Source organism: Halobacteriovorax sp. RZ-2, assembly GCF_043196685.1.
In the GTDB taxonomy this organism is placed as follows: domain Bacteria; phylum Bdellovibrionota; class Bacteriovoracia; order Bacteriovoracales; family Bacteriovoracaceae; genus Halobacteriovorax_A.
Genome location: NZ_JBEBMR010000002.1, coordinates 694,090 through 720,133, shown reverse-complemented (window position 1 = coordinate 720,133; position 26,044 = coordinate 694,090). Strand labels below are relative to the sequence as shown.

Annotated in this window: 25 protein-coding genes; 7 read left to right on the top strand and 18 right to left on the bottom strand. The window is 37.8% G+C overall.

All coding sequences use genetic code 11. From position 1 onward, the window contains the following. Window positions 1-2: 2 nt before the first annotated feature. From ABMA78_RS09575 to ABMA78_RS09565, 3 genes are read right to left on the bottom strand one after another with little or no spacing between them, the layout of a single operon-like run. The gene (locus ABMA78_RS09575; protein WP_392859461.1) at window positions 3-785 is read right to left on the bottom strand and encodes a DUF1365 domain-containing protein; all 783 of its coding nucleotides are present in this window, start codon (window positions 783-785) and stop codon (window positions 3-5) included. Further along, window positions 782-2,020, bottom strand: coding sequence for an NAD(P)/FAD-dependent oxidoreductase (locus ABMA78_RS09570; RefSeq protein ID WP_392859458.1), 1,239 nt, complete (start codon window positions 2,018-2,020; stop codon window positions 782-784). The genes ABMA78_RS09575 and ABMA78_RS09570 overlap by 4 nt, the downstream gene beginning before the upstream one ends. Next, window positions 2,020-3,234, bottom strand: coding sequence for a DUF1295 domain-containing protein (locus ABMA78_RS09565; RefSeq protein WP_392859455.1), 1,215 nt, complete (start codon window positions 3,232-3,234; stop codon window positions 2,020-2,022). The genes ABMA78_RS09570 and ABMA78_RS09565 overlap by 1 nt, the downstream gene beginning before the upstream one ends. 354 nt (window positions 3,235-3,588) lie before the next feature. Here ABMA78_RS09565 and ABMA78_RS09560 point away from each other — a divergent pair, with 354 nt between their 5' ends. The 3 genes from ABMA78_RS09560 (at window position 3,589) to ABMA78_RS09550 (ending at window position 5,522) form a co-directional block, all read left to right on the top strand. Further along, window positions 3,589-4,116, top strand: coding sequence for a sigma-70 family RNA polymerase sigma factor (locus ABMA78_RS09560; protein ID WP_392859452.1), 528 nt, complete (start codon window positions 3,589-3,591; stop codon window positions 4,114-4,116). Continuing rightward, on the top strand, window positions 4,113-4,805 hold the full coding sequence (locus tag ABMA78_RS09555; RefSeq protein ID WP_392859449.1) for a cupin domain-containing protein: 693 nt from the start codon (window positions 4,113-4,115) through the stop codon (window positions 4,803-4,805). The genes ABMA78_RS09560 and ABMA78_RS09555 overlap by 4 nt, the downstream gene beginning before the upstream one ends. Before the next feature lie 84 nt (window positions 4,806-4,889). Continuing rightward, entirely contained in the window at window positions 4,890-5,522 is a 633-nt protein-coding gene (locus ABMA78_RS09550; RefSeq protein WP_392859446.1) for a TetR/AcrR family transcriptional regulator, read from the top strand. On the opposite strand, the gene ABMA78_RS09545 is transcribed toward ABMA78_RS09550, so the two are convergent. The 6 genes from ABMA78_RS09545 to rimK all read right to left on the bottom strand — a co-directional run bounded on the left by ABMA78_RS09545 (window position 5,519) and on the right by rimK (window position 12,008). Further along, window positions 5,519-7,024, bottom strand: a complete 1,506-nt coding sequence (locus ABMA78_RS09545) for a chemotaxis protein CheW (protein WP_392859444.1) — start codon at window positions 7,022-7,024, stop codon at window positions 5,519-5,521. The two genes, ABMA78_RS09550 and ABMA78_RS09545, sit on opposite strands and share 4 nt — an antisense overlap. Next, on the bottom strand, window positions 7,021-7,518 hold the full coding sequence (locus ABMA78_RS09540; protein ID WP_392859441.1) for a chemotaxis protein CheD: 498 nt from the start codon (window positions 7,516-7,518) through the stop codon (window positions 7,021-7,023). The genes ABMA78_RS09545 and ABMA78_RS09540 overlap by 4 nt, the downstream gene beginning before the upstream one ends. A 3-nt stretch (window positions 7,519-7,521) precedes the next feature. Next, entirely contained in the window at window positions 7,522-8,334 is an 813-nt protein-coding gene (locus tag ABMA78_RS09535) for a CheR family methyltransferase (RefSeq protein ID WP_392859439.1), read from the bottom strand. 15 nt (window positions 8,335-8,349) lie between these two features. After that, entirely contained in the window at window positions 8,350-9,858 is a 1,509-nt protein-coding gene (locus ABMA78_RS09530) for a methyl-accepting chemotaxis protein (RefSeq protein ID WP_392859436.1), read from the bottom strand. A 230-nt stretch (window positions 9,859-10,088) separates the two neighbouring features. Continuing rightward, window positions 10,089-11,114: a succinylglutamate desuccinylase/aspartoacylase family protein gene (locus tag ABMA78_RS09525; protein ID WP_392859433.1), complete on the bottom strand. Its 1,026-nt coding sequence runs from the start codon at window positions 11,112-11,114 to the stop codon at window positions 10,089-10,091. Beyond that, on the bottom strand, window positions 11,115-12,008 hold the full coding sequence (gene rimK / locus ABMA78_RS09520) for a 30S ribosomal protein S6--L-glutamate ligase (RefSeq protein WP_392859430.1): 894 nt from the start codon (window positions 12,006-12,008) through the stop codon (window positions 11,115-11,117). 178 nt (window positions 12,009-12,186) lie between these two features. Here rimK and ABMA78_RS09515 point away from each other — a divergent pair, with 178 nt between their 5' ends. Beyond that, window positions 12,187-12,531, top strand: a complete 345-nt coding sequence (locus ABMA78_RS09515; RefSeq protein WP_392859428.1) for a zinc ribbon domain-containing protein YjdM — start codon at window positions 12,187-12,189, stop codon at window positions 12,529-12,531. 7 nt (window positions 12,532-12,538) lie between these two features. On the opposite strand, the gene egtD is transcribed toward ABMA78_RS09515, so the two are convergent. Both egtD and egtB read right to left on the bottom strand, forming a co-directional pair. Next, entirely contained in the window at window positions 12,539-13,531 is a 993-nt protein-coding gene (gene egtD / locus ABMA78_RS09510) for an L-histidine N(alpha)-methyltransferase (protein WP_392859426.1), read from the bottom strand. Next, window positions 13,531-14,697 (bottom strand): ergothioneine biosynthesis protein EgtB, encoded by a 1,167-nt coding sequence (gene egtB / locus ABMA78_RS09505; RefSeq protein ID WP_392859423.1) that lies wholly within the window; start codon window positions 14,695-14,697, stop codon window positions 13,531-13,533. The genes egtD and egtB overlap by 1 nt, the downstream gene beginning before the upstream one ends. A gap of 190 nt (window positions 14,698-14,887) precedes the next feature. Here egtB and ABMA78_RS09500 point away from each other — a divergent pair, with 190 nt between their 5' ends. Then, window positions 14,888-15,667 carry a hypothetical protein gene (locus ABMA78_RS09500; protein ID WP_392859420.1) on the top strand — a complete coding sequence of 260 codons (780 nt, stop codon included), beginning with the start codon at window positions 14,888-14,890 and terminating at the stop codon, window positions 15,665-15,667. Window positions 15,668-15,683: 16 nt separating this feature from the next. Here ABMA78_RS09500 and ABMA78_RS09495 read toward each other — a convergent pair whose 3' ends face one another. After that, the gene (locus tag ABMA78_RS09495; RefSeq protein ID WP_392859417.1) at window positions 15,684-18,896 is read right to left on the bottom strand and encodes a hypothetical protein; all 3,213 of its coding nucleotides are present in this window, start codon (window positions 18,894-18,896) and stop codon (window positions 15,684-15,686) included. A gap of 209 nt (window positions 18,897-19,105) precedes the next feature. On the opposite strand from ABMA78_RS09495, the gene ABMA78_RS09490 reads away from it, so the two are divergent. Beyond that, window positions 19,106-20,164: a hypothetical protein gene (locus tag ABMA78_RS09490; protein ID WP_392859414.1), complete on the top strand. Its 1,059-nt coding sequence runs from the start codon at window positions 19,106-19,108 to the stop codon at window positions 20,162-20,164. Here the strand turns inward: ABMA78_RS09490 and yghU are convergent. Further along, entirely contained in the window at window positions 20,161-21,018 is an 858-nt protein-coding gene (yghU, locus tag ABMA78_RS09485) for a glutathione-dependent disulfide-bond oxidoreductase (protein WP_392859412.1), read from the bottom strand. The genes ABMA78_RS09490 and yghU overlap by 4 nt on opposite strands. A gap of 107 nt (window positions 21,019-21,125) precedes the next feature. Here yghU and ABMA78_RS09480 point away from each other — a divergent pair, with 107 nt between their 5' ends. Further along, window positions 21,126-21,638 carry a DUF3365 domain-containing protein gene (locus tag ABMA78_RS09480; RefSeq protein WP_392859409.1) on the top strand — a complete coding sequence of 171 codons (513 nt, stop codon included), beginning with the start codon at window positions 21,126-21,128 and terminating at the stop codon, window positions 21,636-21,638. 13 nt (window positions 21,639-21,651) lie between these two features. Here the strand turns inward: ABMA78_RS09480 and ABMA78_RS09475 are convergent, their stop codons facing one another. The 5 genes from ABMA78_RS09475 to ABMA78_RS09455 form a co-directional block, all read right to left on the bottom strand. After that, window positions 21,652-22,086, bottom strand: a complete 435-nt coding sequence (locus tag ABMA78_RS09475; protein ID WP_392859407.1) for an OsmC family protein — start codon at window positions 22,084-22,086, stop codon at window positions 21,652-21,654. Between the two features lie 12 nt (window positions 22,087-22,098). Further along, window positions 22,099-23,754: a Na/Pi cotransporter family protein gene (locus tag ABMA78_RS09470; RefSeq protein ID WP_392859404.1), complete on the bottom strand. Its 1,656-nt coding sequence runs from the start codon at window positions 23,752-23,754 to the stop codon at window positions 22,099-22,101. 20 nt (window positions 23,755-23,774) lie between these two features. After that, window positions 23,775-24,839: an AI-2E family transporter gene (locus ABMA78_RS09465; RefSeq protein WP_392859401.1), complete on the bottom strand. Its 1,065-nt coding sequence runs from the start codon at window positions 24,837-24,839 to the stop codon at window positions 23,775-23,777. Between the two features lie 46 nt (window positions 24,840-24,885). Further along, window positions 24,886-25,356, bottom strand: a complete 471-nt coding sequence (locus ABMA78_RS09460; protein WP_392859398.1) for a hypothetical protein — start codon at window positions 25,354-25,356, stop codon at window positions 24,886-24,888. 126 nt (window positions 25,357-25,482) lie between these two features. Continuing rightward, window positions 25,483-25,995 carry a hypothetical protein gene (locus ABMA78_RS09455; RefSeq protein ID WP_392859395.1) on the bottom strand — a complete coding sequence of 171 codons (513 nt, stop codon included), beginning with the start codon at window positions 25,993-25,995 and terminating at the stop codon, window positions 25,483-25,485. Window positions 25,996-26,044 lie beyond the last annotated feature (49 nt).

Genomic DNA, 26,044 nt, shown 5'->3' with positions numbered 1-26,044 from the left:
TATTACTCCTTTAAATTCGCTTGTGAGAATAAATTCCTACGGCTATTTGGGTTTGGATGATCATAGAAAGGCACACCTTTAATCCATAAGAGGAATGCTTGAAAGTAAATGCCAAAGACAATCTTCAGAGTCATCAAAGGGAATTTAATTAAGACTCTGTTCAGCGCACCTTCAGTGGCCTCGACCTTCTTTAAGTTCATATTTGCAAAGAAGACCTTCTCTCCTTTATCAAATGTTTCCATATTTATTTTTAATAAATTATTAGGCTTAGAGAATTTCCAATCATATGCCAAGGACATTGGAAAGAAGGGTGACACATGAAATTCCTTTTCAAATTGTGCCTTTATTTCATCTTTGGAAGACTTCGTTGCATCAACAACGTAGCAAAACCTCTCGCCCCAAGGTGTATTTTCAATCTCGGCCATAACAGCGTCGATCTCACCTTCCTTATTAAAGCAGTAGTAGAAAGTAACGGGGTTAAAGCAGTGACCAAAGTATCTAAGACTTGTCAGCATTCTAACGGCCCCTTCACTCTTGCGCCCAAGGTGCTTTTCAACAGTCTTTAAAACTTCATCTTTAAGACTCTTAGTCTTATCACCGTGGTAATCACTTCTTTTAAAGTATGCTATATTTCGTTTCATATAAGACCAGAAACGAGAAAGTGAAAAAAACTCATCCACCTCATCTAAGTCAAGATAAACGAGAAAGAGCTTGTACTTAAAGAAGTGTACTTTAGGACGAGAGCGAGAATGAATGACTACTCCTTCATAAAGGCACGATTTCATAACTTCTCCAATTCCTCGACAACTCTCAAGGCACTAAAGACACCATCTTCATGAAAACCGTTACGCCAATAAGCTCCACAGTAGTGAGTACGATTGTGTCCACTAATTTCATGCCACCTTGCTTGGGCCCTCATCCCATCTAAAGTAAATAGAGGGTGCATATAATTCATTTTTTTAAGGATTGTATCTTCCTTTATAGGGCGATATGGATTTAATGTGACATTGAAATTCTTATGAAAGTTGATCCCTTGGAGGATATTCATATTATAAGTGACAGTTGAGCCAACAGACTCCTCTACTGGTAGCTGATAATTCCATGCTGCGACAGCAAGCTCTCTTTTAGGTAAGAAGCTATCATCTGTGTGAAGATAAGTAGGATTGGCAACATAGGGAATCGCAGAAAGTAATTCGACTTCTTTACTTGTTGGACTCTCTAATAGCTTTAAGGCCGTATCTGAATGTGTTGCAATAATAACTTGATCAAAGTTCTCTCGGCCCTCCTTTGTTTCAATTATAACTTGTTCTCTTTCACGAGAGATATATTTAACAGGAGATTTCAACCTTATTGAGTTCTTAAAGTGTGGCACCATTTTCTTAATATATGAATTTGATCCACCTTCAATCACATACCACTGTGGCCGATCATCAACTTCTAAGAAGCCATGATTTTCAAAAAAACGTAAAACGAATTTGGCAGGAAATCGCCAAACGTCAACTGGATCAGTCGACCAAACTGCCGCCATCATTGGTACGATATAATAATCAATAACACTCTTCTTAACTCCCCTTGTTTCAAAGAAATGAGAAAGAGAAATATCACCAGAATCATTACTTAAAAAGTCCTTCGCTTTTTTGTTAAAGTCCATAATTCCATTAATCATGGAGTAAAACCAAGGTCTAAAGAGATTTCTTCTTTGTGCAAATAGAGTATTTAACGTAGTGCCATTGTATTCAAGACCTGTCTTATCACAATGAACACTAAAACTCATTGAAGTAGGCTTATACTCAACACCCAGTTCTTCCATAAGACTTAAGAAATGAGGATAAGTCTTTTTATTAAAGACAATAAAGCCAGTATCAATTCTAAACTCTTGCTCTTCGTACTCGATTTCATGAGTATGAGTGTGGCCACCAAGATAGTCATTGGCCTCAAAAAGCGTAATATCATACTTCTTCGAAAGCTTATAGGCACATGTCAGGCCGGAAATACCAGAACCAATGATTGCAATTCTCATTACTGCCCCTTTAGCCTATTCTTAATATACTTAATTAAGGAACCAAGTATTGGAATATGCTGGTAAATGAACTCCCCCATATCAAAATAATCACGATGGTAGCTTACGAGGCCAGCTTCATTAAATTTAATAACAGAGTTCCCATGTAAGATAACAGGTTTCCCAGAGTTCAGATTAGGCGTAATAAGAATCATCTTCCAAACAGCAACATGATGATTTCCATTTGAAATAATTTCGGAAAATTCAAAACGAATATCTTCAACTCCTTGATAAATCCCTCGATAATAGTCTTTAACCGCATCAAGTCCTTTATGCTCACCGATGGGATCAATGAAGAGCGCTTTCTTGTCATAGAAGTCATTTAAGATTTCAATATTATCAGCTCGAAGCTCGTTAAAGACCTTTTCAATTTGTTGCGCTTGTTGATTTTGATTATCTACGCCTGCCGCCTTTAGCTCTTTCACACTGACTCCTCCAATTAAACATATTATTAAAACAAGTTTCATGGCTCTTTTTGGAAACCATAAGAGAAAACGATTTGTTCTCTTTTGATACTCTCGGTAAACTTCTCCTTTAGACTTCAACGATGACTCCTCTGCGGGAGGAACTCCTGTAACAGAAGTAATAAGATAAAGCATGATGATATATGGTATAAAACCAATGAAAGTAATAGGTCGTGCCATATCAAGGCCATAAACTCCGTATGATAACCAAATTAATGTTTCAAAGAAGTAATTCGGATGACGTGAGTACTTCCATAATCCAATATCACAAACTTTACCTTTATTATCCTTAGAAGAAATAAACCTTTTAAGTTGGCCATCAGCAGTCATTTCCCCTAATAGTGCAATGATGAATATGGAAAGACCTAAGAAGTTAAAGGCTGTTAAGCTTCCCACTTCAAGAAGAAATAGAGGTAGCGACAAGACAACTGTGAGAATGGCCTCGCCAACAAAGAGTCCATAAAGGTAAACACCATACATAACCTTCCACTTCTTTTTTAAATTTAAGTAACGACTATCCTCTCCAGTCTTTCTAATCCTTTGAAATAAATGTGTACTTAAGCGCAGTGACCAGAATGAATAAAGGAGGCCGAGTAAAATGAACTGAGATGACTCAAGTAAACGAGGCTCAGACAGGAGCAAAGTAGCTATCACGATGAGAAAGCTTGAGCTCCAGAAAAAGTCCAAGTATGAGAATATTTTAATATTCAAAGAAATGAACCACCCTATAGAAAAATAGAGAATAACTAAGAATAGTATGAGCACGATTACATCAAACACGGTCAGTCCTTTATTTGTCTTATGCCTATGGATACGAGCATATTTAAATAAAAGATCACCCTCGAAGAAGAAAACTCTATTTTTCTCCTAATATTAAACACTTAGATTTTTTATTCTTAGTTAGTGATCCAAATCGATGTGATTAACGTATTAAGTAATATGAAGGCATTTAGTGCAACAAATGACTTACTAAATAACACGTGCATAAATTATGCTAAAATAATTCCTATTATAGGGAGAGCAGCTAAGGTGCAACTAAGTCTATCAGACATTGAATATTTGCTAATGCAAATAGCGAAGAATAAATCGCGAGATGCTTTCAAGAAGCTATTTGACTTCTATTATCCAAAAATAATTGGATATGGCCTAAAAGGTAGCCTAAATAAAGAACAGTCTGCAGATATGGCCCAAGAAGTGATGCTTAAAATCTGGAGAAATGCTCATCAGCATAATAACGATAAAGGAAATATTAACACTTGGATTTATGCAATTGTGAGAAATCAAAAGTACGATCTATTAAGGAAACAGGGCCGAGATCCATTAAGTATCATTAGTGCTAATGATATTTTTGAAGACGAATACCTTCAACAAGAAGATGAAAATTATAATAGTGAAGAAATTTATCACTTGGCCTATACGAGAGAAATGATAAATAAGTTATCACTCGAACAGCAGGAAGTCCTTAATGGCGTCTACCAAGAAGGACTAACGCAAAAAGAATTTGCACAACAAGAAAAGATCCCGCTAGGAACCGTAAAGTCACGTATTCGCCTGGCCATTAAAAACTTAAAGATTATATTGGAGGAAAAGTGAAGAAGCTTTATCATCCAGACATTGAATTAATAAAAAAATATGAATCTGGTGAACTTGAAGCAGGACTTGGACTTCTTGTGAAAACTCACCTTAATAATTGTGAAGCTTGTCGTGTGCGGGCCGAGTCAGAGCTAGAGAGACAAGCAAGTGACTTCTTTCACTCTATTGACACAACGCAAACTCCTCTAGATGAGAGTGATGATATTTTCAACTCCATTTTTGAAAAAGTTGAAGGCGCTCAACCGAAGGTAGAAAGGAATAATATCAACGGGCCGGCAACCTTAAAGTTTCATGATAAAACCTTTCTTCTACCAGACACTCTTTCATTTGTTTCTGATAAGGACATTAGCTGGAAAGAATTTGGTGAAAATAGTGCTGTTGCTCAGGTGACATCTGGTAAGGCCGGTGGGCTCTTCTTTATCTACCTAGGTCCAGGGGAAACCATTCCCAAACACGGTCACCATGGCAGAGAATATAGTTATGTTCTCGATGGGTATTACAGCAGTGATGGCCATAGACTCGATACTGGAGACTTTTCAACTTTTGAGGAATCAGACACTCATGAACCATCAACAACAAGTGAAGATGGATGCTTAGTTATCTCCTGGGTTGAAAATCGCTTGAATTTCCTTCATGGAATCTTTGCCCCTTTAAATCGACTTCTATGGTGGTACTTAAAACGTTCATGATTGAACTAAATAAAACAGGTTAAACTAATTTTATTTTGTATTTTTTATGGATTAGCGGATAAATATTTAGTAAAATAATCTCTGATGAATACGGAAGAGAAAAAAGATTTAACACATAAGAACGAGCAGGTTCGTACTGTGGTAACCCACAGGTGTATCCTTAAGGCCACGGACTTATTTTTGCAACAAAACCCAGCAAGCAAGCTAACGACAAATAAGATTGCCCGCGTTGCTGGTGTCAGTATAGGTAGTGTATATAATCACTTTAAGAATAAAGATGAGATTCTTATTGAATTAATCAATAATCAACTTGATGAAGACCTTATTACCTATGGGAACTTCTTTAATGATGAGTCCAAAAGAGAGACTATTGAAGAAGAGTTTCACAAATTCTTAAAAGTTGTCTTAGATAATTACCGCAGAAATATTGAGCTTAGAAGGTTGATCATTTTTTACAAGAGACACCCATCTGTTGAAAAAAAGTTCGTTTACGTCAATCGAGCAACCCAGACTTTGATTGAAGACCACTTCTATCAAAGCTCTGAAATCAAATCTGAACTTCCCATTGATATTATCGTGAGTTCACTACGTGGGGTAATCCGCTACTACTTAGAATTCTGCCCTGAGAAGTTTGGAAGTTTTGAGCTTGATAGAGAGCTTGATATATTGATTAGCTCATATATCAAAAACTCTCACCTGATTGATAGACACGACTAAATTGATGTTTCAATTCGCCTGATGATTGCAGCGTGATTCAAGATCACAACCCCATCGCCATTCGTATCTCGAATAATTTCGGAAACGTCCTGGTCTAGCTGGCCTGATATCTTAGAAAGAATACTAGGCATTTTCATCTTATTTAGCATATCGATTTTAACGATACTATCAATATCATCAACTAAGAGAGCGTAATTCTCTCCCCTTTCATCGGCCTCAAGAATAATAACCTTCTTGACCGTGCTTGGTTTTTCTTCTGCCTCTTCTTTTATGCCATACATACGACGAGCATCAATGATCGTTATTAATTGATCACGTAAGTTATAGACACCAATGACATGAGAAGGTGCTCCAGGTGTTTTAAGGATATCGTTAGGACGTTCTATAATTTCTCGTACCTCACCAACGGCCAATCCAAAGTGATAACCAAAATCAAACGTCACAAATGATTCGAGTCTCATTTCGACTTTATTCTTGGCCTCTTCTTCATGTGATGCCTGATAAATTTCAGCATGACTTCTTGTGATCTCTTTAATTTCCCCATTATTTAAAATCTCTTTATGATCAATCAAAAATGTCATCCCATTGTCACTCGTTTCAATTCCTCCAAGGAACATACTAGACCTCTTTGAGGAAAAGACAGGAACTGGCATAACGCCATCATCATCGTAGAATGTGATTGCATTGAGAGAGTCCACGACTAGTCCGAAGAATTCATTATCAATCTTAATAATAAGAATCTTCTGATCCTTGAGTTGATTACTTTCTGTCTGAAGTCCTAAGATACGAGAAAAGCTTAAAACAGGAATCGTAGTTCCCCTTAAATTAACAAGCCCTAAGCAAAGTTTTGAAGCAAATGCAGAATGCTCAATATTTTGCATATTTATAATTTCATTGATTGATGTAATTTCCATCGCCAACGGAGTTCCACTAACTTGAAAAGAGATACACTTCTTATGCTGACTTTGAATTTTTAAGCGACTATCTACCCCTTGCCTAAAAGAGTCGTAACTTCCAAGCCTAGCAAGATTTCTTATTTTTATAATTAGAGAAGGTTCTAGAATTTGATATATTTTTCTTCCCTCATCTCTTTTAATCGCTCCTTTTACAACCTGAGCACTATCTTCACTATCACTTATATCAAATAGACTAACTTCAGAATCTTCAACTCTTAAAATCTCGCCTGTAGAATCAAATGAAACGCCAATGCTAATGCCATCAACATTTACAATTGCAACTTTAGAGGAAGATTTATTAACCTCTTCATCCTCACTAAGATTCAGAAGCTTTGATAAACATAAGATTGGAATAATCATTCCCCTCAAGTTAAAGATTCCATCAAGGTAATTCGGAGCAAGAGGCATTGAAAAGAGAGAGTTAGGGTAATTCACTACCTCTTGAACCGAATTAATATCAAGTACGAATTCATTTCCACTCAATGAAAATGAAGCGTAAATATTAGAATTAGTTTTTAAAACTTCAACTTCTTTTAATTCATTCATTTTTTTTGTTCCGATTTATCATTAATGCGAATCATCTTTATTTCTAAAGTGTCACAATCAATAATAATTTTAGTTGCTAATTCTTCACCATCTAAAATCTTACGTATTGTTAATTTCTTTTCTTGTAAAATCTCTAAGGCCTTCGCCTTATTCAGTTTTCCAATATGGTCAACATTTCGTTGTTTTAACTGCGCCATCATATTGCCGCCACCAGCGAGATAAATTTCAAAATCATCTTGCAAGCGAGACTCTAGATTAAGCTTTGTTAAGAGATATGGAATAGCATCCACCACATATTTTCCGGGCTGAGCTTCGGGGGACTTTCCTTCCCCTGCTGGAAGAAAGCAATGAGCAAGACCACAGCGTTTATTTACTCTGTCGATAATAGCGATCCCTAAGCAAGAGCCAAGTGTAGCCTGAAGAACAGCGCCTTTTTTGCCGAACTTTATTTCACCAATTCGCACATGAATATACTCGCGGTCTCTACTATTCATACCCTACTTCTTCTTATAGATTTGAGGACTCACATACTCAAAATCATTGGACAGGCCATTTAAGCTCTCAGACTCTCCAAGGATTAAGATTGCCCCAGACTTCATTGCCCTCGAAATATTACTAATCACTCTCATTTGATCATCTTGTTTAAAATAAATTAAAACATTTCGCAGAAACACAATATCAAAATTTGAGATATTACTCTTTGGAAGTGAAAAAAGATTATGGGCCATAAAGCTTACATTCTTTCTTACCTCGGGCAGGATTTCAGCTTCCTCTCCTACTGGTTTAAAATATGCTTGGTATAGACTTGTAAAACGCTCTTTAAAATTATTTATATTGCGTCCACTATACTTGGCATCTTGAGCATAAGTTAAAACCTTTGTGGAAATATCTGTTCCTATGATTTCATACCTCAGTATGCCGTTATTCTTCTTGTGCTCTTCACAAGACATTGCAATCGAATAGGCCTCTTCTCCAGTAGAAGAAGCGGCCGACCAAATTTTTATAGGTGCGCTACTTTTCCAATTAAGTAAAAACTCATCTTGAAAGAAATTCCAAACCTTCTGTGTTCGAAAGAAAGTTGTTTCATTGGTTGTTATAATATTGATGAATTCTTGCTTCTCATTGCTATCAGTTTGCAAATAATTAATATAATCATCATAGCTCTCTAACTCCAATGCTTTCAATCGCTGACGAATTCTGCCTTGTAACATGCTTTTTTTAGATGGAGCAATAGTAATGCCTGTATGTACATGAACAAGACTAATGATCTTCTCAAGTTGATTACTATTAAGCTCCATAAGGTAAATCATTTCCGACACCTGGCCTTAGTCTTCAATTAGGTCACTAAGTTTCTTAGCGCCTTCAGCAAGACTACGAGTTGCCATTGCAATCGACTCAGAAGCGGCCGCAGAGTTTTCTGTTTCAGAAGCCACCTGCTGAACTGCCTCACTAACCTCTTTAGCTGCAAGTAATTGTTCTTGAGTAGCACTTGAGATTTCTGCAATTGAATGATTTGTATTATTAACACCTTCAACAATTTTAGTGAAGGCCTCACCGGCCATTTTTGAAATCTGACTTCCTTCTGAAATCTTTTTAACCGAATCATTAATTAACTTAGAGATTTCCTTCGTTGCTTGTGAAGAGCGCTCAGCAAGTTTTCTAACTTCGTCTGCAACAACTGAGAATCCTGCACCATGCTCTCCTGCTCTTGCTGCCTCAATAGCGGCATTGAACGCCAGAAGATTTGTTTGACCAGCAATCTCACGAATCACTTCAACGATCTCACTAATTTCTTCTGATGATTTTGTGATAACATCCATTGCCTCAACGGCCTCATTGATCGACTTTGCTCCTTCTTGCGCTTCCGAAGAAGTTTGCTCTGCGATTTCATTTGCCGACTTAGCATTTTGTGCAATTGAGTTAATTGATGCTGTTAACTCTTCAACAGAAGCATTCATTTCTTCAGTTGTTGCTCCTAACGAAACGGCACCTTCTGCAACGTGAGATGACTTTGTTGAAATATCTTCAGTACTATCTCTCATCTCAGTGGCCAGCTCATTAATGGCCGTCTTAATTCTTTCCTGCTCAGTGATAACATCCCAAGTAACCATTGCACCTTGATAGACATTATTTTGGTCCATCACTGGACTTACTAATAAATTTAGAATTTCATCCCCTACATGAATATTTGTTTCATGTGGAAGATTAGAAGGATCAGATAGCATTCTTCTTTGATGAGCAGGGTTCTTATGAAAAATATCAATACTACTTCCAACAATTTCTGAAACCTTTATTGGCAATAGGTTTTCAATTGACGTTAGAGTTTGTCTCGACTTTGGATTTATATAAGTAATATTGAAGTCACGATCAGATAGCATTACATTGATTGGCATATTATCAAGCATCGAAGCGTATTGAGCATTGCGATTATCTGCGACGAGCTTATCTGTGATAATATCCCAAGTAACCATGGCCCCAATGTAGTCATTACCTTCCATAACAGCAACGACATTTAATTCGAGTGTTTCGTCTCCAATTTTAATCTCCGTCTTAATTGGTAGATTCTTTGGATTAGCTAAAATCTTTTGCTGATGAATTGGGTTCTCATGAAAGACATCAATTTTAGAACCGATAATCTCTGTGACAGGAATAGGTAGAAGTGACTCAATAGCTCTTAAACTTTCAAAACTCTTTGGGTTAATATACTTAATAACTAAATCAGTCCCACAGTACATTACGTTAAATGGTAACTTATCCAACATATCGTAGATTGCTCCACTTCCCTCAAATACATTTCGACAGTCAAGCTCTTGGTTTAATTTTGCCATGGTCATATAAATCTCCTACATCCTCATTGAGAAAATAATTTGTAATAAAGAAATTATATGACTCCATATTTTTTAAACTACTCAGTTTTAACGTAACGTTAGTTATTTAGAACACGGCTGTAATATCAACAACTTAGAACTGATGGTTATAGAAATAAGCAAGAAATTAATACCTGAGCATTTCACTTACTCATTTTTGTTTTTTACCGGGAATAAAAAATGAACAATTTATATTTTTAAACTTCGAAATCGAAGTAATCCGATAGCTCACCTTCGCCTTCTTGAAGATCATCAATATCCTCATGAGTATCTTCACAGAGGAAGCCAATATTATAAAGAGCATCTCCGGCCATAACGACTGAAGACTTACTGATTCCTAGGATCACACCATCATGTTCCATTGTAATACGACTAATGAGTTCACCAGTAAGTTGCCTAAGCTCTCCTACAACCTCACCCTCTTTAACAATCTTTCCATGATGGGCCTTATTTATTAGGAGTCCGCCTTTTGCCGCCCTCATCCACTTCGTTTTTCGAATGATGAATTTTTCTTCTTTAAAGCTCTTTTTACTTTTAATCATGCCGTAGTGGCTAAGGATACTTTTTACGAGGTTAACTCCATACTTAGCAATCGTCTCATCTATTCTAAGGCCCTCTCCCCCCTCAAAGACGATACAAGGGCGGCCGAGATCATTAATGGCCTCTCTTAAAGAGCCATCTCTTAGGGTGCTATTAACAACAAGTGGGATACTGATATTATTGACAAGATCAAGCATTCCTTCTGTATCGAGGTCACAGCGTATTTGCGGGATATTAAATCGTCCCGGGCCACCTGAGTGTAGGTCGATAAAGACATCACCATATTTTGTAATTTGTTTGAAAATAAAATTTGCAAAGCGAGCACCAAAGCTTCCCTTGGGTTTTCCAGGAAAGCATCTGTTTAAATCCTTGCGATCAGGAAGGTAGCGCTGCTTATTAAGAAAGCCATAGATATTAACCGCAGGGATAATAATCAGTGTTCCCTTAAGAAGCTTGAGCTTTCCTTTCATTAAAAGTTGGGCCGCTCTTAATCCATTGATCTCATCTCCGTGCATACATGCTGTTACCACAACACAGGGAGAAATCTCTTTCGTTGCACGATAGATATAAATGGGAGCCTTTACTTTTTGTAGCCCATAGAAAGAAGGGAAATTGACAAACTCAACGATTGGTCTGCCAATTTCAACTTCTTCAACTTTTAATTTAAATAATTGATCCGTCAATTAGTTATCCTTGATGACTTTTGTGTAATTCTTTTCAACGTAGTCAATGATCTCAACAGCAATATTCTTATTTGTGCAGCCTTCAATTCCTTCCAGTCCAGGAGAAGAGTTTACTTCTAAGATCTTTGGTCCACTACCTGAGCGAATAATATCAACACCGGCCATATTAAGTTTCATCGCCTTTGCAGCTGCAATGGCAACCTTTCTTTCTTCTGGCGTGATCTTTACAGGAGTCCCAACACCACCTCTGTGAATATTAGAGCGGAACTCACCTTCTTTTGCTTGCCTCATCATTGTTCCAATAACCTTACCACCAACAACAAAGCAGCGAATATCAGCGCCATTTGCATCCTTGATAAATTCTTGAACAAGAAAGTTTGCCTTAAGAATTCTAAAGGCATCAATTAAGCTCTCTGCCGCTTTCTTAGTCTCGGCCAGGATAACCCCTTTCCCTTGAGATCCTTCAATAAGCTTTACAACCATCGGTGCACCACCAACGAGTTTAATTAGACTCTCTGTTTGCTGAGTATTATTTGCCATCCCCGTCTTAGGAAGAGGGAGATGTTTTTGTGATAAGATTTGAAGAGAGCGTAGCTTATCTCTTGAGCGTCCAATAGCATTGGATGAGTTTAAGCAGTAAACTCCCATCATTTCGAATTGACGAACAATGGCCATTCCATAGGCACTAACACTTGCTCCAATTCTTGGTATGACAATATCAACCTTGTCTAACTTTCTCTTGCGGTAGTAAACCATAGGAGAACCTGTGGCCACGTCCATATAGCATTTATCAGGACGAATAACTTCTACATGATGACCTCTAAGCTTTGCTTCTTCTACTAGCCTCTTTGTCGAGTAAAGATGTTTATTAGAAGATAAAATCAAAATATTCATTTGCACTCCGTAAAAATAAAAAACTAATTTTGCACACCTATAATATAATCCAGAATTCCTGAACAATGACTATAAAAGTCAATATAATTCATAAATTTTTAATTATTTTTTAGTATCTTTTTTCTTGTGAAAGAGTTGTCATATTTACAATGAGGCTTCTTAGGTTTAACCTTATCGAATGACAGAAGAAAATCAAACATGCCCAAAATGTAGTTCACCTTACGCCTATAACGATGGCCAATTATGGATTTGCCCAGAATGCTTCAACGAGTGGAGCCTAGATGCTAGCTCTGAAGAAGATAGCACTCCACAATTCGTCGATGTAAATGGTGCCCAGTTACAAAACGGCGACTCTGTAACAGTTGTCAAAGATCTGAAGGCCGGAAAAGGTACGATCAAGTCTGGAACAAAAGTTAAGAATATTCGCCTACTAGAAGAACCAGTTAATGGTCACGATATCGCCTGTAAAGTTGACGGCCATGGCTCGATGTATCTTAAGTGTTCAGTAGTAAAGAAAGCCTAGGCCAAGTCTAGTTCTTTACAACCTGCCAAAGAGAATCGATAAATAGCTGATCTTTATCAGTAAAGTGATCCTTTAATTTGAAGCCCGTGTGCTGACACGTTCGTTCTATATCCTCTTTCGTGTACTTGAATGAATATTCGAGATGAAGTGGCTCATAGGCTTCAAACTCAAAACTATGCTCTAGCTCCTTGATATACACCTCCTGCTTCTCCTTAGGAAGTAAGTAACTCTCCATCGCTCCCAACTTTGGGTTAAAGACACCAATATGCTGAAACTTCTTTTTATCGAAGTTACCACCAAGTTCTCGGTTTATTCGATCCAGTAAGTTGAGATTAAAGTCACGAGTGTAGCCACTTGAATCATTATAAGCAGCACTTAGCTTTTCCACATCTTTTTTCAGGTCAAAGCCAATTAAAAGATAATCATCACTATTTAAATACTTCCATAGCTGTCTAAGGAAATTCTCACTTTGAGTGCGATCAAAATTTCCAATATTTGATCCAAGAAAGAGAACAAGCTTTCTCCTCTTTGACTTTTCCTTTAAGAACTTAAGCCCCTGCAAGTAGTCTGCAACAATTCCATGTATCGTTAGGTCAGATTTGTGCGTGATATGCTCTTCCATCTGCTTAAGGGCCTGGGCAGAAATATCAATTGGAAAGTAATTAACTTTCTTTCCTTGCCCTAAGAAGCCATCGATGACTAGCTCACTCTTATGGCCATCACCAGCGCCAAGTTCGATGATATCAATTTCATCTTCACTGATTAAATTCGCTATTTTTGCACTCGACTCTTTTAGGATATTAAACTCTGTGCGAGTTAAATAGTAGTCGTGGTGCTGTGTGATCTTTTGAAATAAATCACTTCCACGATCATCATAGAAATACTTCGTCGATAATCTTTTTTCGGGTTTTGATAGGCCCGTTAAAACATCAATTGCAAACTCTTCTAAAAATTCTGAGTTTTGTTCTTCACTAACTTCTCTAAGTACTGACACTTCCATTATATATCCTTTGCAACTCTAATCCCCGAAAACATCCACCTCTGATGAGCACGGTAGAAGTTTCGGTATGTATTTCGGTAATGTTCATCAGGAGTCGCAAAGCAGCCTCCACGCAGAACAAACTGATTACACATAAATTTACTATTATATTCTCCCAAGGCCCCCATATATGATTCATAGGATGGGTATGGTGAGTAATGTGATGAAGTCCAACACCAAAGAGGTAATTTCTTATCCCCAAGGGCCAGTTCTAATTCGAACTCTGTTGGCAAGCGCTGCCCAGACCATTTCGCAAATGCCTGGGCCTCATATAAGCTGACATGAGTTACAGGTGCATACATATCTAGAGGCACTAAACCATGTAGAGTGAATTCGTACCACTCTCCTTCGATTAGTCGCCAATAAAGTGGAGAGCAAATTTTTTCTTCATTAATCCAGTCCCAACCGTCACTCAGCCAATACTGAAAGCTTTGATATCCTCCAGAATTAATAAACTCTAAGTACTCACCATTTGAAATATAGCTTTCACGAATGGCAAAGGAGTTTATATATTTTTTGTGACATGGCCTCTCATTATCGTAAGCAAACCCACTGTCACTATTACCTAATTCATAAACTCCCTCTTTAAAGTGTCTCCACTTTAATGAACCGGCCGAGAAAGCTTCCACTCTCTTTTCAGAGTAAACAGGAATCAGTGGAGATGAGCTTAGGATATGTTTAATATCCATTAAAAGTAATTCCTGGTGCTGTTGCTCGTGATTGAGTCCGACATCTAAAAGAAACTCAATTCTTTCAGGCTCCATTGTTGTCTCCAACAGAGTCAACATTGCAGTATCCACGTGATTGCGATAACTCAGAACTTCTTGAACAGTGGGCCTAGATAAAAGGCCTCTCTTTTCTTGCTTCCAATGGGTCCCTACTGACTTGTAGTATGAGTTAAATAACAAACCATATTCATCATTAAACTTCTCATATCCTGGTGAGTACTTGGCGAGAATGAACTCTTCAAAGAACCAAGTCGTATGAGCGAGATGCCACTTCGGAGGGCTCACTTCGGGAGCTGATTGCACCGTAAAGTCTTCAATCTTAAGGCCTACGCAGACCTTTAGACTGGCCTCTCTTACAAGTCGATACTTTTCGACGCACAGAGACTTTCGCTCAATCATATCTAGTAACTTATCGCTAAATGCTTCGATAATGACTCCAAAATACTTATAAAATTTAGTTCTACAAAAAAATTACCTTTTGCGCTCTGGGATAAAAACTTAAGAATATTAAAATTTCTTAAAGAATAATTTGGCATGCTTTTGTATCTCAGGGATAATACTTATTATTTAGAAAAGAAAAGGGAGAAATATGAAACGTCTTTTATTATTAGTGATTACTACGCTTCTTTTAAGCTCAACTGTAGCAGCAAAGGAAGTTCAAGATATGTCAGATCCTCTGGCGGTTTATACTCAGGCCGGTCTTGGGGCAACCAACAAAGGGCTAAACGCAAAGATTGGTATATCTTACGATACGGGAATCAAAGACGTTGCGGCCATGAATGTTATCGAATTCAAGGGCTTCTTTGGAGAAGATCTTGGATGGGATGGTTCATCAAAGAAGACAAATCGACTTGATAGTTTTCGCTTTAGAAATTTTAGCGCAAATATAAAGTCAGGTAGAGGCTCTCAACTTGATATCAACTATAGCCTTAAAGAATCATTTCTTGCGGAAAGAACAGGTAATGCTTCTTATTCGATTCTACAAGCGCTACCAAAATTTTGGATTGTTAATCTCTATCCTCTAATTGGCGCTGGCGTTGAGTTTGGAAAAAATACTGTTGAAGATGATAGCTCTATTGATAGTGGCTTCTCTATTATTGGTGTTAATAGTGTAGTTGGTTTCTACGGAAAATTTACAATTACAGAAAAGATCTGGCTTAACTACAACCCAATCTGGGCAGCGGCCCTAGCAGGTTCTGATCTCTACGAGTCATCAGCATACGGTGGAAAGGATAATATTCTTCTTCACGAATTCGTAGCAAGCTACCAGTTTACTCCACGCTTTAATCTTCGCTACTTTGCGAATTGGAGTAACCTAGTAGACATTGCTGACGGTGACCACAGAATCGAATTTAACTATCAATTCTAATTAATCACTTTATCTTTTAAGGGGCGGCGATTCCAAATGTCGCTGACCCTCCTAAGAAGATCTCTGAGAATTTAATTCCTCGATCATATAGTAGCGGTGTTTCAGTTGAGCCCCAGAAAGTATCAGGATAATTTCCAATCTCACCACCTTCACCATAACCAAAGCAATACATATAACCTGTGACATTTTCGATTCCACAAGTGTGCCACATCCCAGAAACAAGCTTGTTCCATGAACGTCCTGCTATGATTGCCGGCTCAGCTCTATTTGAATAATCTCCCTGTCCAAGAGCTCCGTTATTCCCGCTTCCCCAACAATAACCATCACCACTGGCCTGAAGTGCACAAGAGTGAGATTCTCCAACAGATAATGATGTCCAAACTGCTCCACCAACAACTTCAACAGGTACGGAAGAGCTTGTAAAAGATGCATCATTTCCTAACTGCCCTCGGTTATCATATCCCCAGCAGTAAACTTTATTATCCGTTGCTAACCCACAAGCGAAATGATCACCTGTTCCGATATCAGTAAAGGTAAGTCCACCGTTAACTGCTGTTGGTGTTGTCGTAAGGGTTGTCGTGTTTCCAGTGGCCACTCCATTCCCTATCCCACCGTAACGATTCGTTCCCCAACAATAAGCAGCACCATCAGTACGAATTCCACAAACGTGATAATAACCAACAGAAATTTTACTCCAACTATGACCACCTACAATTAAATTTGGGTCATGAAAGGACGCTGTTGTATCACCACTTCCTATTTGCCCGTAGTTATTTCGTCCCCAACAGTAACCAACATTAGAAGTTGTTACCCCACAAACAGAGTCATAATTAGCACTAAGAGATGCCCATTTGTGACCACCTGTAACTATTGTTGATGGGTGTGAATAGTTGGCCGTATCAGCGGCTCCATTTCCAAGTTCACCATATTGGTCTCGTCCCATACAATAAGCATCGTCGGAATCATCAATACCACAATGAAGCATATACCCGGCTGCCATAGACTTCCAAGTTTTTGCCAAAGGAACTTTCTTAGGCATAAAAAGCCCAGCATTCCCCATTCCTGTTCCGGCCTGTCCCCAGTTCCAATATTGTCCCCAGCAATATCCATCACCACCTGTTGTAACACCACAACTTAAATAGTCAGAAGCTGAAGCGGATGCCCAATTATGGCCACCAATAACAAGAGTTGGTGTCAGGCGATCTTGAATATCACCGTCTCCGATCTCTCCTTCTTCACCCTCACCCCAACAGTACATTTGATTTAAATTATCGATACCACATGAGTGTCTTCCCCTCACCGAAACATCAACCCAGTCTTGAGAACCAGTTACTTGTACAGGGACATTAGAAGTCGTTCCAAGCCCATCACCTAAGTTTCCTCCACCACTCCAATCAGTACCCCAACACCAGATCTTATTTGATGTCGTCAACCCACAAGCGTGAAACCAATGAACTTCAATTTTATCAAATGTTAGACCACCACTGACAGGACTAGGAGAATACGTATCAGCACTTAGCCCATCCCCTAAAACATGGTTAGACCCCATTCCCCAACAGTATCCAACTCCCGCGACTGTAACTGCACATGTAGAATATTCACCAACAGCAACATTTTTCCACTTCGTTCCTGAACTTATATGCTCAGGTGCCGTAATAACTGTTGTGTTATCTCCCATTCCGATTTGACCATAATTATTTCTTCCCCAACAATAAAGGTCATCAAGGGAGTTAATAGCGCAAACATGATAATTACGAGCTGAAATCATCTTCCACTTCATTCCTCCCGGAACAAGCTTTGGAACAAATGAATCAGTTGCTGTCCCATCACCAAATCGATAGTAACTATTATCTCCCCAACAGTAGAGGTCATCACTGCCATCAATTCCGCATGTTAGACGATAACCAGTTGAGACATCCTTCCAAGTTTTCTCACCATCAACGATATGAGGAATATACTTAGGTTCATCAACTCCATAACCAATCTCACCATACCAACCCTCACCCCAGCAGTAGAGTTTTGACTCAGTTGTAATTCCACAAGAGTGTTGATCTCCACCAACTATTTTTGACCAAGTTAAATTCCCGACGACCTTATTCAGATCATTTGGATAAAGAGATTGAAACTTTTGTGGATCATAAACATCAATAGGCGCACCAACATCCCAAGAACCAAAGTAATAGAGGTTACCAGCACTATAGCCAGTGGCCATCCCCTGCACACGGTGCTCAGAAGAAACTACCGTTCCATCTGTGATATAGATATTTGCAAAATAATACCCATCAGCTGATGCATTAATTGTCATATCAATTGTACAAGTTTCACCAGGATTTAAAGTGGTTCCAGTACAAGTATCATTTGTCATTTGAAAATTTCCTGAACTTCCATAGATAAGCGGTGCTTGTAAAAGACCAGTTGTTACACCACCAGAATTCGATAAAGTAATCGACTGCGTCTCTCCTGGTCCAGCTCCACCTGGTTGATATAAAAGAGAGAACTCTGTTGAGCCTAATGTTAATGCACTAGATGCTACATTTAAAGTTGTATACGTATCCGAAACGACAACACTTGTGTTTCCCGCTACATCGATGGCGCGAATTTCAATTCGATAATCTTCCGCTCCATCTAAAGACAGACCACTTACTGAGTCTCCCTTTGTAAAAGAAGTCCAATCCTGCTCAATAGAGGAATCAGAGTCCTTAACGACTCTTACCTGGTAGCCAGCAAGAGCTAGGTTATCAGTTGAGTCCGTTGTCCATGTAATGGTAGGAGTTGTTGATAAGCTTGCAGGAACTGTTCCCAAAGTAAGGGCCGACACAGCAGTTGGATCTGTTGTATCGAGAGTAATGTTTTTTGTTACAGTCTGAGATGAAATAGCATTAGAGCTATCGGCTCCAAAAATATATACAACCTTTAGTCCATCTCCACCAGAGAGTGCAAATGACGAAGGAAAGCCAGTAACCCAATTTCCTCCTCCACATGAGCCAGCGCTCGTATCTGCCGGAGGTGTTGTTTGCGTTTCACTAATACAGTACTGAGTTAGATCATCACCACCAGTTTTTGCAATATCAATGCTATTAATATTAGAATGAGTTGTTGATCCAGAACTGCTATCACTTAAGATAACTTCCAAGGCCGCAACATCAAAGCCGAAATTAAATTCAACTTCAGATTCCTTCAAACAACTAGTCATTAAAAATATAACCGACAATAATAGAATGTTTTTCATTTCCCTCACCTTATAAAACAACATAATTTATATCGGTAAATACTTTTCACTTATTTAAACAAAATTTTACTATGGTTAAAAAAAATTTATAAAAATCGATCATTTACATCAGTTATCTTTTTATTGACTGCAGAAATAGCTCTATATGACAGAGTTTAATCTTCAATTAAAATGGTTTAACTCAAATTAATAAATATAAGAGAGAATCAATGAAACAAAATTTATTAAAACTAACTTGCCTTTTCTTTTTATCATTTAATTATTTACATGCAGATTCAATAAACTTTGAGGAATCAAAGAGGAATTCTAAGCATCAATACCTGAGACTTTCATATCAGTCCGTAAATAGTGAGAACCTTGAAACAATCTATGAACAGATCTTAGTTGATTCTTATAGCTACACTGAAGAAGATGCGATGGCCGAGAAGACCAGACGTGAAAATGGTCATATTAAGGACTGGGCCAGTTTAAAGAAGAAGAACTTTAGACTCTATGTCGAGATTGAACTTATCGATATTAACAAATTTATGAAGATTCTAAACTTATCTGATGAGCAAATAAAGGCCCTATTTGGCGTTGTTAAGGCAAAGGAGCAAGTAGCTCAAACACCAAAGAACACGAAGCCTTTAAGCTTTTCTGTTTTCTATATGACTTCTCTTGGTGAGTTTAACCAAAAAAGCGCACCAGGCTCAGTCGAGTTTAAACAAAACTCTTCTGTTTCTCTAGGTCTAACGACAAATTATCAAATTAATACAAAGTATGGCGCCCAAGCAAGTCTTTACTACTCTCAACTTAACACGGCCTCAGCAAATAAGTACCTTGATAATGTTTCCGTAGATCCGGAGATTGGATTTAACTTATATGGAACTTATAAATTTGCTGATTATGGACTTGAAGCCTATGGTGGACTTGATTTTGAACGTTTTAATACTTTCAACTTCGATGGCCTAACAGATGCTGACCAAGTGACATTTGATAAGAATCAAATCTTTTTCTTAACTGTAGGAATTCAAAAGAATTTTAAGTTATATCGTAGAAACTTCTTAGCAAAGTTTAGCTACTCTCACTCAGTGTTTTCAAACCGTGATATTGGTTATGCAAATACAAGTGATAAGCAAGAGTTTACTGGTGGTAAGGCCATGGCCTATGTCATGGGTGATATCACAAAGAAGATCTTTGCTCACGTCATCTTTAAAATGCACTTTATGGATGGCCCAACCGACTTAACAGTAAATCGACTAGGCCTTGGGTTTGGTTATAAGTTTTAACGATATGTAATATCCTTAGCGTCAAAGTCACTTTGACTATGGCGCTCAAGGATTTGTTGATCTTCATCTCCCCAAGCACGATTCACTAATCTCCCCCTTAAAACAGCTGGCCTCTTAATTAATTCATCTGCCCAACGAATTATATTCTTATACTCATGTACTGACAGGAACTCTGCTGCATCATAGAGCTTGCCTTTTACAAGTGCTCCGTACCATGGAAAGATTGCCATATCTGCAATTGAATATTCATCTCCCGCTATATACTTATGACTTGCTAATTGTTTATCGAGTACATCAAGTTGTCTCTTTGTCTCCATCGCAAAGCGGTCTATTGGGTATTCAAATTTCTCCGGCGCATATGCATAGAAGTGACCAAAGCCTCCGCCTAAATATGGAGCGCTTCCCATTTGCCAAAAGAGCCAGTTAAATACTTCTGCTCTCTTAGCTGGGTCCTTTGGTAAGAAGTGACCAAATTTTTCTGCCAAGTGGACAAGAATTGAAGCCGACTCAAAAACACGAATTGGATTACCATTATTCTTATCAAGTAAAGCAGGTATCTTAGAGTTTGGATTGATAGCAACAAAATCTGAACCAAATTGGTCTGCTTCACCAATATTAATTAAATAAGCATCATACTCTGCTTCTTTAATTCCAAGCTCTAAAAGCTCTTCAAACATAATCGTAACCTTAACTCCATTTGGAGTTCCTAACGAATATAATTGAAATGGATGATCCCCTTGAGGGAGTTTCTTTTCAAAGCGGGCCCCAGCTGTTGGGCGATTAATGTTTGCAAACTCTCCCCCATTTCCTTCTTTAAATGTCCACACTTTTGGTGGTGTATATTTTTGATCCATATTTTTCTCCTTGTAATGCATAAAGTATAACAACCATTAGAGGTAAAAAAAATCTAAACTTGACGAAGATCAAACTTACTAAATAGAGATTATGGTAGGATATTTGTATGAAAAAAATAATCATCGCCCTACTATTTACATCAAGTTTATTTGCCTCAGAGAAAGAAGCCGTTCAAGCAATACAGAAGACTGCAATGGCACTAAAGAAAGAGCTACAATCAGCAATGAAAGTATCTCCCGTTAACGCTGTGTCAGTTTGCAACACAAAGGCCCTACCGATCACTAAGAAGTATCATGAAGATGGTATTGAAGTTGGTCGCGTGAGTCTAAAGAATCGTAACCCAAATAATACCGTAAAGGGCTGGATGAATGACGCAATCATGAGTTATGAATCAGGAAAGAATAAGAAGAAATATTCTGTTGTAAGAATTGATTCTGATAAGAATGGTATTATCATGCCTATCAAAACAATGCCTCTTTGTCTTAACTGTCATGGAGATAACCTAAAACCGGAAGTACAAAATAAAATCACTCAGCTTTATCCAAGTGATAAGGCCACAGGCTATAAGAGTGGTGATATTCGAGGATACTTTTGGGCAACTTTTAAAACAGAAAAGTAGAAATATAAGAAGTTTACTTCTTTGCTAAGTTCTTTATTTTAGGGTGAAGTGTAAATTCACACTTCATCGACTTTGTTACCAGACAATTATCTTTGGCCTTGTAGAGAAGATCCAAGTAGGGATCAACATCCGACTCACAACAAATCTCCAGAAAAACGTGGATATCACATTTAGTGAACTCATAGCCCTTGGCAACTTTCTCGAGATGAGCATCTGCCTTGACTTCAATATTTCTAAAATCAAGTTTCTTAAAAGAAGCAAATGATTTGAATGTTAAGATATAACAACTTGAAATACTCGCACTAAAGAGATCCTCAGGACTCCATTCTGTTTCGACTCCATTAAACTCAGGCGGAGGAGTAATCGTAATACTTTGCTTTTTATCTGCCGTAAGACTTAACTCAATACTTTCAGAATTACCTTTAGTAATCGTTGTATACATCCCCATAACTACTCCTAATTAAACATGTGCTTGAGCTGCATTTTCTGTATGACTTCTAATTTTTCTAAGGGCCACAATCATATCTGAATAAGTAAGCGCACCCAAAGCATCATACTCACCACTTGAAACACGATCTAAGTGCTTCTTTCTTATTTGCTCGGCCTGATCTCTTAATTCCTTAGACTTTCGTTCTGCAACACTATAGTCCACTCGATCCAGTGATATTTGATTTGATACTGAATCATAGAAGGCCTTAACATTAACAAATAAAGCATCAAAATCTTTCTTTGCTTCATCACGCATTAGCTTAGAGATATCACCGCGAGCACTGTAAGCAATAAGCCTTTCAATATAGTCCGCAATACTCTCTAGTTCATCTACTTCTTTAATCATCGATTGAGCGCGACGGGATTCATCTTCACTCAATGGATTAACCATAAGCTTTACAATGAAGATCGTAACTTCTTTTTGAATATTATCAGTAATCCTCTCGTAGTCTTTGGCCTTTAGAGAAATTCGTTCTTGATCTTTAAAGTTTTGTTTAATGTAAATCTCTTCAGCAAGAGCGTAAAGTCTAGAAACGATATCTTTCATTTTATTAACTTCGGCCTGTGCCTGAGCAAGTGCTGCAGCTGTCACCATTTGACTTGGATCTCCAAGCATCACAAGATGATGCTGCTCTTTTTCTCCCGTCGCAGGTGTGATCTTAGTGACAAAGTTTGCTAGCTGAGTAAGGAATGGAATAAAGATGATCGTTGCCGCAACATTGAAGATCGTATGTCCAGTTGCAATATGAACTGCAACATTAACAAAGTCACCTTCTGCGTTCACAGCGTTGGCAGCTCCGGGAACAAGATAATCGATAAACTCAACATAGAATGGAAAGAATAAGAAGATAATAAGGACACCCAGAAGATTGAAGATAGCGTGAGCACGTGCGGCCCTCTTGGCCGTTATATTTGCCCCAACACTAGCGAGAAGGGCCGTAATCGTTGTTCCAATATTCTCACCTAATACGAGTGCTGCTGCCGTATGAAATTGAATCACTCCAGAACTAGCAAGAGCAATGGTAATCCCTAGCATGGCCGAAGAAGATTGAATAACGACAGTCAAAATACAACCAACGATGATACACGCAAAGTATGCGCCGTAATTTTGTTCAGAAAAGTATGAAATCATACTTAAGAATTCAGGTATTGTTCTTAGAGGCTTAAATGCATTAGACATAATACTTAGGCCGAAGAAGATCATCCCGACTGAAAATAAGATACGCCCAATTTGACGATAGCGGTTAGTTTTAGCAAATAAGAGAGGAAAAATACCTAGGCCAATAAAGAGTAGGCCATACTTCCCTACCTTAATTGAAATAATCCAACCAGTTACGGTTGTTCCAATATTTGCACCTAGAATAACACCAATTGCTTGGCTTAAGTTCATAAGGCCAGCATTAACAAAGCCTACCGTCATAACAGATGTTACAGATGAGCTTTGAACAAAGACAGTGACAAGAGTTCCAACGACGATGGCAGAGAAGCGATTCGTTGTAATTTTGTTAATTGTATTTTTAACAACATCACCGGCTACAGACTGTAAGGCCTCTGACATATTCTTCATTCCATAGAAGAAAATTCCAAGTCCTCCAAAAACAGAATAAATGAGCTTAAAGACTTCCACTGCCCTTCACTTCCTTTCGCCTATGATACGACGTTATATTGATCATGATAAATTTCAACAATTGTCAAAAAGAGGATTCCAATAATTGGGCCATAGAAAATCCCCCCCATTCCAAATACTCCCATCCCTCCAATAATTGCAAGCAAGACAAAAGTTGAGTTAATTTGAATACGATTTCCAATAAATTTTGGCTTAAACCAATTTTCAACAATCAGGCCAACAAGTGCTGTAAAAATAAATAGCACCACTCCTGAAGTTGGACTACCAGTCAGAACGAGATAAAGACTTGCAGGAATTGTTACAATTGAAATCCCAACGAGTGGAACAAATGCTAGGAATATCATAAGAACTGTCCAAAGCACAACAGACTCAATACCAGCGGCCCAAAGTGCAAGTCCTCCAAGCACACCTTGAATCACCCCTCCAACTCCATTACAAACAAGAGTCACGTAATTCATTTGGTTAAATTTATCGAGAATCTTTTGTTCTTGATCAGATGGTAGTGGTGAAAGATCAAAAATATATGTTTTTAGTCTTTTTCCTTCAACAAAAATACCAAAGACCACAATCATCATTATCGCAAGATCAAAAATAAAAGTAATGATATTTCCAACGATCGAGTTAATACTTGAAATAACCGTTCCAGAAATTCCTTTTAGAGTTCCAAATACAGTTGTCTTAACTTGCTCCATATCAATATCAACACCAGTGATATCAGATACACTTTTAATAAGAACAGCAACGGGACCATCTCCAAATAAGAAATCATTTACCTCATGGTGAGACATTGCCTTCATTATTGTTTGATAAAGACTTAAGGCTTCCTTACTAAGAGCGATTGATAGAAAGATGAGAGGAATAAGAACCAGTAGAATAATAATACAGCTTGTAACTGTGGCCGCTAAATTATCAGAAAGTTTATACTTCTCAATTAAGCGATTATTTAGTGGATTAAAAACACCTGCTAAGACAAAGCCAAAAATGATTGGAGCAATCATTTGCTTGGCCATCATCCAAACAAGGTAACAGACTAAAAGAAAGATACAACCGAAGAATACGTACGTTACGTTAAATTTATTTTGCATGTAAATATTGTATGTTTGAAATGGTTAATAAGCAATTTATAATGCCCTACTTTATAAGTGATTTACACTGCTTGAGCTCTAGAAAGAATTTTATAAACTTTGTCAGATAATATGCGCCAGGAAGAATTCCTATTACTGCCCCATAGGACATGGCCATTGCAAAGTCATTTAGGAAATAAGCAATTGCTGAAAATGTACTAATAAAGAGAATCGTTCCAAAGCATAGAAAAATAGGAATAAAGTTTACAATCATACTAAAGATAATTGCTCTAGTCGTCGTTGCAGTCAGCACCTCTTTTCCAATCTTTGCCATTGCAATATAGAAGAACCTCCCTACCTTAAAGTAGGCCAATTCAACTTCTTCACCCTTATCGAAGTTTTCAGCTATTGAAACCGATGTAACAACATTTTCTATTATTACGCCATTTTCAAATTTGATAAAATTAAAAACACGATCACTTCCACTTGGGGTTGCGACTTCGTAGCCAACAACCTTTGATCTTATATTTAAAACCATACGAGAGCCCTTAAAATGATTAGGGCATTATCGGCAATATACTGGACAACTTTACTTAGAGATTATTTGTTTGGAAGAATTTAAAAATGAAAAAGCCTCCGAAAGGAGGCCTTTATTAATTTGATTTTAGTAGCAGTAGTAATTACCCCAGTAATCACGGTAGCAGTCATAGTAGTAAGTGTACTGAAATGCATACCAGTAGTAATAGAATGCAACACCACCGAATACAACAAAGTATAAACCGTAGTCGTAGCTATAGTAACCAGAGTAGTTAGCACCTGTGTTCTTCATACCATCAACATAGTCTTGAATTAGTGACTTTGATTCTTCAAGAGTCATATTCTCTACGTCAATTGATCCAACAAGGTTAGAAAGCTCTGATGCAACTTTCTTATCTTTGATATTTGCTTGTAGGTAATTTAAAACCTCAGATGGCGTGATACCTTCTTGAGCTAGATCACCTAGTTGTTTTTCAAATGATTTTACAGTTTCATTGTAGAAATTTTGATCTTTTTGATCCCACTCTACAGATAATTTAAATTCAACTTCTTCAAAAATTGGCGCGATTTTAGCTTCAACATTTGCAAGAGCTGAGAACGAAAAGCATACAAGTGCCATAGCAGCTAATTTTCTTAACATGAACATCTCCCTATTAGTAACAGATATGGGTAACTACCCTATCTAAATA

Bases quoted from the DNA above. Each gene is read 5' to 3' on its own strand.
- ABMA78_RS09575 (WP_392859461.1), bottom strand. From the start codon at position 785: ATGAAATCGTGCCTTTATGAAGGAGTAGTCATTCATTCTCGCTCTCGT.
- ABMA78_RS09570 (WP_392859458.1), bottom strand. From the start codon at position 2,020: ATGAGAATTGCAATCATTGGTTCTGGTATTTCCGGCCTGACATGTGCC.
- ABMA78_RS09560 (WP_392859452.1), top strand. From the start codon at position 3,589: ATGCAAATAGCGAAGAATAAATCGCGAGATGCTTTCAAGAAGCTATTT.
- ABMA78_RS09550 (WP_392859446.1), top strand. From the start codon at position 4,890: ATGAATACGGAAGAGAAAAAAGATTTAACACATAAGAACGAGCAGGTT.
- ABMA78_RS09545 (WP_392859444.1), bottom strand. From the start codon at position 7,024: ATGAATGAATTAAAAGAAGTTGAAGTTTTAAAAACTAATTCTAATATT.
- ABMA78_RS09540 (WP_392859441.1), bottom strand. From the start codon at position 7,518: ATGAATAGTAGAGACCGCGAGTATATTCATGTGCGAATTGGTGAAATA.
- ABMA78_RS09535 (WP_392859439.1), bottom strand. From the start codon at position 8,334: ATGATTTACCTTATGGAGCTTAATAGTAATCAACTTGAGAAGATCATT.
- ABMA78_RS09530 (WP_392859436.1), bottom strand. From the start codon at position 9,858: ATGACCATGGCAAAATTAAACCAAGAGCTTGACTGTCGAAATGTATTT.
- rimK (WP_392859430.1), bottom strand. From the start codon at position 12,008: ATGAATATTTTGATTTTATCTTCTAATAAACATCTTTACTCGACAAAG.
- ABMA78_RS09515 (WP_392859428.1), top strand. From the start codon at position 12,187: ATGACAGAAGAAAATCAAACATGCCCAAAATGTAGTTCACCTTACGCC.
- egtD (WP_392859426.1), bottom strand. From the start codon at position 13,531: ATGGAAGTGTCAGTACTTAGAGAAGTTAGTGAAGAACAAAACTCAGAA.
- egtB (WP_392859423.1), bottom strand. From the start codon at position 14,697: ATGATTGAGCGAAAGTCTCTGTGCGTCGAAAAGTATCGACTTGTAAGA.
- ABMA78_RS09500 (WP_392859420.1), top strand. From the start codon at position 14,888: ATGAAACGTCTTTTATTATTAGTGATTACTACGCTTCTTTTAAGCTCA.
- ABMA78_RS09495 (WP_392859417.1), bottom strand. From the start codon at position 18,896: ATGAAAAACATTCTATTATTGTCGGTTATATTTTTAATGACTAGTTGT.
- ABMA78_RS09490 (WP_392859414.1), top strand. From the start codon at position 19,106: ATGAAACAAAATTTATTAAAACTAACTTGCCTTTTCTTTTTATCATTT.
- yghU (WP_392859412.1), bottom strand. From the start codon at position 21,018: ATGGATCAAAAATATACACCACCAAAAGTGTGGACATTTAAAGAAGGA.
- ABMA78_RS09480 (WP_392859409.1), top strand. From the start codon at position 21,126: ATGAAAAAAATAATCATCGCCCTACTATTTACATCAAGTTTATTTGCC.
- ABMA78_RS09475 (WP_392859407.1), bottom strand. From the start codon at position 22,086: ATGGGGATGTATACAACGATTACTAAAGGTAATTCTGAAAGTATTGAG.
- ABMA78_RS09465 (WP_392859401.1), bottom strand. From the start codon at position 24,839: ATGCAAAATAAATTTAACGTAACGTACGTATTCTTCGGTTGTATCTTT.
- ABMA78_RS09460 (WP_392859398.1), bottom strand. From the start codon at position 25,356: ATGGTTTTAAATATAAGATCAAAGGTTGTTGGCTACGAAGTCGCAACC.
- ABMA78_RS09455 (WP_392859395.1), bottom strand. From the start codon at position 25,995: ATGTTAAGAAAATTAGCTGCTATGGCACTTGTATGCTTTTCGTTCTCA.